The organism is Mangrovactinospora gilvigrisea (assembly GCF_001879105.1).
GTDB lineage: Bacteria > Actinomycetota > Actinomycetes > Streptomycetales > Streptomycetaceae > Mangrovactinospora > Mangrovactinospora gilvigrisea.
In genome coordinates, this window is the sequence record NZ_MLCF01000016.1 from 52335 (window position 1) to 62199 (window position 9865).

The following is a 9865-nucleotide window of genomic DNA, read 5'->3' on the forward strand; positions in this document are numbered from 1 at the left end:
CCCCGGGGCGGGTGGGGTGCCGGGGCGGAGGGGCGGCGAGCAGCCCACCGCGCCCGGCGGTCAGCCCAGCGCGTCCCTCGCACCGACGAACGCGGCGACGGCCTTCTCCACATCGTCCGCAGAGTGCGCGGCGGAGAGCTGGATGCGAATCCGCGCCGCGCCCTTCGGCACCACCGGGAAGGAGAACCCGATCGCGTAGACGCCCCGCTCCAGCAGCAGCTCCGCCATCCGCCCGGCCACCGCCGCATCGCCGATCATCACGGGGACGATCGGGTGGTCGCCCGGGAGGATCTCGAAGCCCTCCTCGCCCATCCGCCGCCGGAACAGCGCCGTGTTGTCGGCGAGCCGCTGCCGCAGCTCGCCCGAGCCCTCGACCAGCTCCAGCACCTTCAGCGAGGCCGCCGCGATCATCGGGGCCAGCGAGTTGGAGAAGAGGTAGGGACGCGACCGCTGCCGCAGCAGCGCCACGATCTCGCTCCGCGCCGCGACATAGCCGCCGCTCGCGCCGCCCAGCGCCTTGCCCAGGGTGCCGGTGATGATGTCCACCCGGTCCATCACCCCGTGCAGCTCCGGCGTGCCGCGGCCGCCCGCGCCGACGAAGCCGACCGCGTGGGAGTCGTCCACCATCACCATCGCGTTGTGGCGCTCCGCGAGGTCGCAGATCTCGCCGAGCGGGGCGACGTAGCCGTCCATGGAGAAGACGCCGTCGGTGACGATCAGCTTGCGCCGGGCGCCGGCCGCCTCGGCGTCCTTCAGCTGCTGCTCCAGGTCGGCCATGTCGCGGTTGGCGTAGCGGAAGCGCTTCGCCTTCGACAGCCGGATGCCGTCGATGATGCTGGCGTGGTTGAGCGCGTCGGAGATCACCGCGTCCTCGGCGCCCAGCAGGGTCTCGAAGACGCCGCCGTTGGCGTCGAAGCAGGAGCTGTAGAGGATGGTGTCCTCCTGCCCCAGGAACTCCGAGAGCTTCGCCTCCAGCTGCTTGTGGATGTCCTGGGTGCCGCAGATGAAGCGGACCGAGGCGAGGCCGTAGCCCCAGCGGTCCAGGGCCTCCTTGGCGGCGGCGATCACCTGGGGGTTGTCGGCGAGGCCCAGGTAGTTGTTCGCACAGAAGTTGAGGACCTCGGCGCCCCCGCTGACGCCGATCTCGGCGCTCTGCGGGGTGGTGATGACGCGCTCGGGCTTGTGCAGCCCGGCGGCGTCGATCTCCTCGAGGGTGGCCCGGATCTCGTCGCGGACGGTGTCGAACATGGTGTCTCCGGGCTCCTCTTACTTCTCGGTGGACCAGTCAAGGATGATCTTGCCGCAGCGGCCGCCGGCCGCCTCGTCGAACGCCGCGTCGAACTCGCGGTAGCCGTAGCGGCCGGTGATCACCGGGCTGAGGTCGAGGCCGCCCTCCAGCAGGACGGACATCTGGTACCAGGTCTCGAACATCTCGCGGCCGTAGATGCCCTTGAGGGTGATCATCGACGTGACGAGGCGTCCGAAGTCGATCGCGAAGTCCTCGGACGGCAGTCCGAGCATCGCGATCCGGCCGCCGTTGGTCATGTTGGCGAGCATCTCGCGGAGCGCCTCGGGGCGGCCGGACATCTCCAGGCCGACGTCGAAGCCCTCGCGCAGCCCGAGCTTCGTCTGCGCCTCGGCGACGCTGCTCTCCGCCACGTTGATCGCCAGGTCGACGCCGACGCTGCGGGCCAGGTCGAGGCGGTAGGGGCTGACGTCGGTGATCGCCACCTTGCGGGCGCCGGCGTGCTTGGCGACCGCGGCGGCCATCACGCCGATCGGACCGGCACCGGTGATCAGCACGTCCTCGCCGACCAGGTCGAAGGAGAGCGCGGTGTGCACGGCGTTGCCGAACGGATCGAAGATCGCGGCGACGTCGAGGTCCAGAGCGGAGGGGTTGCGGTGCACCCAGACGTTGGACGCCGGCAGCACCAGGTACTCGGCGAAGGCGCCGTCCCGCCCGACGCCCAGGCCGACGGTGTTGCGGCACAGGTGGCGGCGGCCGGCCTGGCAGTTGCGGCAGTGGCCGCAGACCAGGTGGCCCTCGCCGGAGACCAGGTTCCCGACGGCGACGTCCTGGGTGTTGACGGACCCGCCGACCTCCACGACCTCGCCGACGAACTCGTGGCCGATGATCCGGGGGGCGGCGATGTTCTCCTGCGCCCAGCCGTCCCAGGCGCGGATGTGCAGGTCCGTGCCGCAGATGCCGGTGCGGAGGGTCTTGATGAGGACGTCGTTCGGCCCGGTCTCGGGCATGGGGACGTCGGCGAGGACGAGCCCGGCCTCGGGCTTCTCCTTGACGAGGGCCTTCACGGGTGTCGGGTTCCTTAGCGGGGTGGTGGCGGAGAACGGGTGGGACTTTTCGGGACGATGCTGCGGCGAGCACGGCCCTTCCGTCCATCGACGATTCCTGAGGGGGGCGTGCAGCGCCACTTCACACCCCGGCCATTCGGCGGACCCGCCAAGCCCGCTCAGAGGACCGCGACCTCCGCCCCCGCGGAACCGTCCTCCGCATGCGCCGCCGACGCGAGGCGCCGCACGGCCTCCGCCGCGGCTTCGTCCGGCAGGATGAACGGCACCCGGACGAAGCCGTCCAGCGCCCCGTCCACCCCGAAGTGCGTCCCGGCCGCCACCCGCACCCCGCGCCGCGCCGCCGCCGCGACCAGCGAGGCGCCCGAGCGGGCGGTGCCGTCGGTGACGATCCGCACCCACAGCGACAGCCCGCCGCCGGGCACGGTGAACGACCACTCGGGCAGCTGCGCCCGCAGCTCCCGCACCATCGCCTCCCGCCCGGCCCGCACTACCGCCCGGCGGTGGCCCAGCACCTCCTCGAAGGTGCCCTCGGCCAGCAGCCGACGGGTGATCAGCTCGTCGAGGACCGGCGAGGACACATCGAGGCTGGAGCGGGAGAGCGCCAGCCGCCGCACCAGCGCGGGGGAGGCCCGCAGCCAGCCGATCCGCAGGCCCGTCCAGAACGACTTGCTCGCGGAGCCGATGGTGACCACCGTGCCGCCGCCCCGGTCGAAGGCGGCCATCGGCCGCGGCACCGCCGCCGGGTCGTCCAGCGCCATCTCCGCGTTGGTCTCGTCGACCACCAGCAGGGTGCCGGCGTTGCGGGCCAGCTCCACCAGGCGGGCCCGGTCCTCCTCGGCCATCAGGTGCCCGGCCGGGTTGTGGAAGTCGGGCAGCACATACGCCATCCGCGGCGCGGCCTGCCGCAGCACCGCGGCCCAGGCGTCCAGGTCCCAGGGGTGCGGGCCGGTGCCGAGGCCGATCGGCACCGGGCGGGCGTCGTACTTGCGCAGCGCGGCGAGCGAGTTGGCGTACGAGGGCGACTCCACGGCGATCCGGTCGCCGGCCGAGGCGAGCTCGTGCAGCAGCAGCGCCCAGCCGGACGCCGCCCCGGTGGTGACCATGATCTGCTCGGGTGAGGTGGGCGCCCCGCGCGCGGTGTACCGCTCGGCGATCGCGGCGCGCAGCGCCGGGGTGCCGTACGGGAAGTTGCCGTGCCCCCGGGTGTAGGCGGGCAGCTCGGCGACGGCCTCGGCGGCCGCCCGGGTGAACCAGGGCTCGGGCGCGGGCATGGCGACGACCGCCAGGTCGATGGTGCCGCCGGGGGCGCCCGGGTCGCCGGGGTCGAGGGGATGGACGCCGGTGGAGGGCGGGGCGCTGCGGCCGTCCGGGAGGGCGGTGTAGCTGCCGCTGCCCCGACGGCTGATCAGATAGCCGTCCTCGCGCAGCAGTTCGAAGGCGGCGGCGACGGTGGTGCGGCTGACGCCGAGCGCCGCGGCGAGGGAGCGCTCGGCGGGCAGGCGGACGTGCAGGGCGATGCGGCCGTCCCGGACCAGGCCGCGCAGCGCCGCGGCGAGCGCCCGGTAGGACGCGCCGCCCCTGGGAGCCTCGCCGTCCGCGTTCCGCCACGCCCCGAGCAGCCGGACCAGCCCGGCCGGGCCCAGCGAGCCACGCATCCCGTCCACCGCCGGCACCGCCATCAGTCCACCTTCCTTGGATTGGCCGTTCCGCACGACCCGATTGGCCTCAAGACTGGCATGCATCACAGCGAACGAAAAGGGGACTCCGATGCACGCGCCGATCGTGAGCCGGCTGATACGGCTCTATGTCGGGCTGATCCTCTACGGGCTCAGCATGGCGATGATGATCCGGGCGCGGCTCGGGCTCGACCCCTGGGACGTCTTCCACCAGGGCGTCACCCGCCATCTTCCGCTCTCCTTCGGCACGGTGACGATCCTCACCGGCGCCGCGGTGATGCTGCTGTGGATCCCGCTGCGGCAGCGGCCCGGGCTCGGCACCGTCAGCAACGTCTTCGTGATCGGCCTCGCGGTGGACCGCTTCCTGGCCCTGCTGCCCGCGCCCGACGCCTACGCCGCCCGCGTCCCGCTGCTGCTCGGCGGGGTCGTCCTCAACGGGCTGGCCGGCGGCCTGTACATCGGCGCCCGGCTCGGCGCCGGCCCGCGCGACGGGCTGATGACCGGGTACGCCGCCCGCACCGGCGGCTCGCTGCGGCTGGTGCGCACCGCGATCGAGGTGTCCGTGCTGGTCGTCGGCTTCCTCCTGGGCGGCAGCCCGGGCCCGGGCACCGTCGTCTACGCCCTGGCCATCGGGCCGCTGACCCAGTGGTTCCTGCGGCACGTCAGCTATCCGGCGGCCTCCGCCGGGCGCCCGGAGCCGGAGGCCCCGCAGATGCGGTCCAGCAGGTTGGCGGTGGCCCGCTGGATGCGCGCGTCGGTGTGGCCCGGCCGGTCGAGCGCCGGCGACCAGGCGAAGGTGCCGGCCGCGAACACCAGCGCCCCGCCCGGCGCCTGATAGAGCGACGTCTCCTGGTGGCGGACCGCGCCGCGGCCGTCCTTGTAGGGCGAGTGGGCGAGCAGGATCCGCGCGCTGTGCGGGGGCAGCGCGACCCGCGGGAAGTAGCGGTCGGCCTCGCCGGCCACCAGGTTCTCCACCGGATCCTCGTCGGCGAGGCCGGTGCCCTCCCAGAGCCAGTGCCTGGTGTTGCGCACCACCAGCGGCGCCGGCTCGGCGACCCGGCCCTGGTACTGGACGCCGAGCAGCAGCTGCTCGGGCTCGCCGATCCGCCGCCACAGCGCGGGCACCGAGGCCCGGCCGGTGCCGTCCTCCCGCCGGTACTTGCGGCAGCTGACGAGCCGGTCGGGCTCGCCGGAGGGCGCGGCGGCCAACTCCACTTGCCAGTACATGGTGTTGGCGGAGAGGAAGACCAGCGAGGTGCCGCCGTCCCGGGCCTTCTCGGCCGCGGCCCGCATCGGCGCCGACCAGTACTCGTCGTGCCCGGGGAAGACCAGCCCCAGGTGGGCGGACGGGTCGACCCGGCCGGCGTGCAGATCGGTGGCGTTGGCGTAGGCGAGGTCGTAGCCGTAGCGCTCGGCCCAGCGCACGAAGTCGAAGGCGTGGCCGACGTGCAGCGGCAGGCCCTCGCCGGCGTAGGGGCGGTCGAAGGAGACGGTGAGGGCGGCGTCGTCCTCGCCGAGCAGGCCGCCGTGCTCGTCCCAGGCATGGTAGAGGCTGGCTCCCGTCGCCCCGTCCTCGGGGAAGAGGTTGTACGCCTGCCAGGTGACGTCCGGGAGCACCACCAGCAGGTCGGAGGGGCGTTCGTCGCGGACCGTGAAGGGGATGTGGCTGCGGAAGCGGTCGGTCTGCGAGGTGAGGACGGCGACATACGCGCCGGCCCGCCAGTGCGAGGGGATCTGCAGCCGCCAGGTCATCCACCAGTGGTGGCAGGAGACGGTGCGGTCGGCGACCAGCGGCGCGGGCTGGGAGATGCCGGTGAGCGGCGGCCCGCCGGAGATCTTGTGGGCGCCGGCCCCGCCGTAGTGCCCTATCCGGTAGATGTCGACGGAGATCTCCTGCGGCGGATTCACCGTGATCTTGAAGTCGATCGAACCGCCGGGCGGCGCCGAGCCGTTGGCGGCGAACCCCTTGACCTGCAGACCGAGGTCGTTGGCGGAGCGGAGCGCGCCGCGGGTGCCCGATATGGCGCGCGGGGCGGGCAGCCGGACGCCCGGTTCGCTGAGGGTGGGCTCCAGGTCGACGTACCAGGGCAGCGCGGGGGCGCCGTCGTCCGGGTCGTCGACGTCGGCGGAGGTACCGCGCAGCCAGGGCAGCGGACCCTGCCCGAAGGGGTCGGTGACGCCGTGCGCGCGGGCCCCCGACTCCCATCTCGGAACGACCACCCGGGCCCCTTCCCCCCTCTTCTGACGCCTGTTCACTTCTGCACCTCTGCGTCGGACTCGGTCCTTGGAATGCCCCCCAGCACATCACATCATGCGCCCGGTTCGTTACCCGCGGTGCCGATTCCGTTGCGAAACGGGGCTGAAATGCGCGCGCACCGCGACGTTTTGACGGGCTTTCGGGGCTCTCCCGACAGTTTGTCCACGACGGAGCGCGCGGTCGTCCGCGCCCCCCTGCGGCGCACGCGCCGCCCGGTGCGCCCCGGCGCGCGCTCGGCCCGGCCCCGGCGGGGCTCAGCCCAGCCGGACCGGCTTGTCGGTGCGGACGCCGTGCGCCCCGAGCCAGCCGCGCAGCGGCGCCTCGTCGCCCTCCAGCAGCTGCTGCACCGGGCCGCCGAGGTCCTTGCAGCGGGTGCCGTGCACGAAGAGCGCCGGGCCGTCCAGCCAGTCGAGGCCGGGGCGGCCGCCGGCGGTGTCCACCACGGCGCCGCAGACCAGCGCGGCGACATGCTCGGCGAGCAACTCCCGCCCGGTGCGGGCCGGCTGCAGCTCCACCACCGGGCCGGGCCAGCGCGCGGCGCGGTGCGCCCGGGCGCGGGTGTCGGCGGCCGTCAGGGCGTCGGCGACCCGTTCGGCGAGGCCCGGATCGTCGACCAGCCGGCCGAGGACGGTGTCCAGGGTGGCCTCCCGGCCGGGGGGCGCCCCCGGGCCCAGCGCGATGACCAGCTCGGCGGCCTCGGTGCGCCAGATGCGGTCGACGATCTCCTCGGGGTAGGCCGACCACTCGACCGGCGACCAGCCGACCTCCTCCTGCTCCGGCCCGCCGTGGAAGAGCCGGGCGGCCAGCAGCGAGGCCGCGCGGTCGACGTCGCCGGGCCGCTCCAGCAGGTCGCAGGCGGGCCGCTCGCCCAGCCGCGTCTCGAACCCCTCGGCGAGCCGATCGCGCCGGGAGAGCTCGGTGAGCGCGGAGACCACGCCCGCGTCCAGCCGGGAGGGCCAGCGGCCCATCCGCCAGGCCGGCAGCGCGACCCGGGTGAGCAGCCGGTCCCAGCCGGCGTAGGCGAGGCCGACCTGCTGCTGGGCGGCGACCCGCAGCCCGAAGTCGACGGACTGGGCGTGCTCGGACGCCCAGGCGGCAACCGCCCGCTCCATCTCCGCGGCCCGGCCGCGGCAGGCCCGCAGCAGCAGCCGGGCGATCCGCCCCAGCACACTGCGCACCGGGCCGGGCGCCTCGGCGGCCACCGCCACCGCGGCGTCCAGCCCGCGGACGAAGCGGCGGGCGGCGGCGATGTCGGGATCCGCGGCGGCGGCGGTGCCGGAGACCACCGGCGCCAGCAGCGCGCGCAGCTCGGCGACCCGCATCCACCACAGGAACGGCGAGCCGATGACGAGCAGTTGGCCCGGCCCGCCGCCGCGCCGCCCGGGCCGCGCCGCCCGCCGCGCGCCGGGCGCGGGCTGCCGCTCCTCCAGCCAGCTGTCGCAGTCGGGGGTGAGGGCGATCGCCGTCGGGGCCGGCACCTCCAGCCGCTCGGCGAGCTCGCCGATCAACCGGTACAGATCCGGCGCCGCGGCGGCGTCCAGCGGGACGACGGGGCTGCTCGCCGGGCGCGCCCGCCACAGCACCAGGCCCACCGCGCCCGCCACCAGCAGCGCCAGCACGCCGACGGCGCTCACCGCCCAGGCGGCCACCGCCCAGCCCACCCAGCCGCCGAGGCGGTCGGTGAGCAGGCCGACGAGCACCACGACGGCGGCCGCGGCGGGCAGGCAGGCGACGCCGAGGGCGAGGCCGCGCACCCGCAGCACGGCGAGCGCCTGGGCGCGCGCTTGTTCGATCCCGGCCATGTGCTCGGCTCACCCCCCGTCGCGGCGACGACTTCCGGCGGAACAGTCGGTACGTCGAAGCACACCCGGGGGCTCGACATGCGCGCAACGTGCGCATTTGGCCGGGACCGTCCCGCTCGGTGCTTCCATGGGCACGATAGTTCTGACGCCGGGACGCGTCAGCCGCTTGCCCGCCGCATCACCCGTGGGAGTGGCCGCTTCCACCCGTCCGGGGTGTTGTGGCCCTCGGAGGGAACCGGACGGGTACCTCGGACGGGGCCGGGGCTCAGACTCCGGCCGCGATGTCCGTGCGGTGGTGCGAACCGGCCATCCGGACGTGCGCGACCGCCGCGTACGCCCGCTCGCGCGCCGCGGCGACGCTCCTGCCGGTGGCCGTCACCGACAGCACCCGGCCGCCGGCGCTGACGACCCGTCCCTCGCCGTCCCGGGCGGTGCCCGCGTGCAGCACATAGGCGTGCTCGTCGGCGGCCGGCACCTCGTCCAGCCCCTCGATGACGTCGCCCTTGCGCGGCGACGCCGGGTAGCCCTCGGCGGCGACGACCACGGTGACGGCGGCTCCGTCCCGCCAGCGCAGCGGCTCCACCTCGGCGAGGCGGCCGGTGGCGGCGGCGTGCAGCAGCCCGGCGAGCGGGGACTTCAGCCGGGCCAGCACCACCTGGGTCTCGGGGTCGCCGAAGCGGGCGTTGAACTCGATGACCCGCACCCCGCGGGAGGTGATCGCCAGGCCGGCGTAGAGCAGGCCCGCGAACGGGGTGCCGCGGCGGCGCAGCTCGTCGACGGTGGGCTGCAGCACCGTCTCCATGACCTCGTCCACCAGCTTGGGGTCGGCCCACGGCAGCGGCGAGTAGGCGCCCATGCCGCCGGTGTTGGGGCCGGCGTCGCCGTCGCCGACGCGCTTGAAGTCCTGCGCGGGCTGCAGCGGGACGACGGTGGTGCCGTCGGTGACGGCGAAGAGCGAGACCTCGGGGCCGTCCAGGAACTCCTCGATGACGACCTGCTCGCAGGCGGCGGCGTGGGCGCGGGCCGCGTCGATGTCGTCGGTGACGACGACGCCCTTGCCGGCGGCGAGGCCGTCGTCCTTGACGACGTAGGGCGCGCCGAAGGCGGCGAGCGCCTCGTCGACCTGCTCGCGGGTGGTGCAGACGTAGGAGCGGGCGGTGGGGACGTTGGCGGCGGCCATCACGTCCTTGGCGAACGCCTTGGAGCCCTCCAGCCGGGCGGCCTCCTCGGAGGGGCCGAAGCAGTCGATGCCGACGGCGCGGACGGCGTCGGCGACGCCCGCCACGAGCGGGGCCTCCGGGCCGACGATCACCAGGTCGGCGCCCAGTTCGGTCGCCAGGGCGGCGACGGCGGCGCCGTCCATCGGGTCGACGGCGCGCAGCTCGGCGTCGTCGGCGATGCCGGCGTTGCCGGGGGCGCACGTCAGGGAGGTGACGCCGGGGTCGAGTCGCAGGGCCCGGCACAGGGCATGTTCGCGGGCACCGCCGCCGATGACGAGAACGTTCACCCGCCCGAGGGTACCGGCCCCGCCCGCGCCCCTTCCCCCTCACCGCCCGCGGCCTGCGGCCCACCGCCCGCGGCCCGCGAAGCAGTCCGGGTGGGGTGCCGGAGTTGCTGCGGTCCACGAAGCGGTCCGAGCGGGATGCCGGGGTTCCTGCGGAACGCGAAGCAGTCCGAGCGGGATGCCGGGGTTCCTGCGGAACGCGAAGCAGTCCGAGCGGGATGCCGGGGTTCCCGCGGCCCGCGAAGCAGTCCGAGCGGGATGCCGGGGTTCCCGCGGCCCGCGAAGCAGTCCGGGTGGGGTGCCGGGGCGAAGG

Annotated in this window: 6 protein-coding genes and 1 pseudogene; 1 reads left to right on the forward strand and 6 read right to left on the reverse strand. The window is 74.9% G+C overall.

Going from position 1 to position 9865, the window contains the following annotated elements; translation table 11 throughout:
• Positions 1-60: 60 nt before the first annotated feature.
• The 3 genes from BIV57_RS04795 to yczR form a co-directional block, all read right to left on the reverse strand.
• A complete protein-coding gene (locus BIV57_RS04795) occupies positions 61-1248 on the reverse strand; it encodes a glycine C-acetyltransferase (protein ID WP_071655371.1) in 1188 nt (395 codons plus the stop codon).
• 18 nt (positions 1249-1266) lie between these two features.
• Entirely contained in the window at positions 1267-2313 is a 1047-nt protein-coding gene (tdh, locus tag BIV57_RS04800; protein WP_071655372.1) for an L-threonine 3-dehydrogenase, read from the reverse strand.
• A gap of 158 nt (positions 2314-2471) precedes the next feature.
• The gene (yczR, locus tag BIV57_RS04805; RefSeq protein WP_245797428.1) at positions 2472-3992 is read right to left on the reverse strand and encodes a MocR-like transcription factor YczR; all 1521 of its coding nucleotides are present in this window, start codon (positions 3990-3992) and stop codon (positions 2472-2474) included.
• 88 nt (positions 3993-4080) lie between these two features.
• Between yczR and yczE the strand changes: the two are divergent.
• Positions 4081-4689 (forward strand): annotated as a pseudogene (yczE, locus tag BIV57_RS26600) (membrane protein YczE); the annotation flags it as partial.
• Here the strand turns inward: yczE and BIV57_RS25540 are convergent.
• The 3 genes from BIV57_RS25540 to purD form a co-directional block, all read right to left on the reverse strand.
• The gene (locus tag BIV57_RS25540) at positions 4656-6209 is read right to left on the reverse strand and encodes a N,N-dimethylformamidase beta subunit family domain-containing protein (RefSeq protein ID WP_107409450.1); all 1554 of its coding nucleotides are present in this window, start codon (positions 6207-6209) and stop codon (positions 4656-4658) included. The pseudogene yczE and the gene BIV57_RS25540 sit on opposite strands and share 34 nt — an antisense overlap.
• A gap of 291 nt (positions 6210-6500) precedes the next feature.
• Positions 6501-8048, reverse strand: coding sequence for a hypothetical protein (locus BIV57_RS04815; protein WP_071655374.1), 1548 nt, complete (start codon positions 8046-8048; stop codon positions 6501-6503).
• Positions 8049-8313: 265 nt separating this feature from the next.
• On the reverse strand, positions 8314-9555 hold the full coding sequence (purD, locus tag BIV57_RS04820) for a phosphoribosylamine--glycine ligase (RefSeq protein ID WP_071655375.1): 1242 nt from the start codon (positions 9553-9555) through the stop codon (positions 8314-8316).
• Positions 9556-9865: the final 310 nt, after the last annotated feature.

What these genes read in the sequence shown, in the direction of transcription:
- BIV57_RS04795 (WP_071655371.1), bottom strand. Translation starts at nt 1,248, where the DNA reads ATGTTCGACACCGTCCGCGACGAGATCCGGGCCACCCTCGAGGAGATC.
- yczR (WP_245797428.1), bottom strand. Translation starts at nt 3,992, where the DNA reads ATGGCGGTGCCGGCGGTGGACGGGATGCGTGGCTCGCTGGGCCCGGCC.
- BIV57_RS04815 (WP_071655374.1), bottom strand. Translation starts at nt 8,048, where the DNA reads ATGGCCGGGATCGAACAAGCGCGCGCCCAGGCGCTCGCCGTGCTGCGG.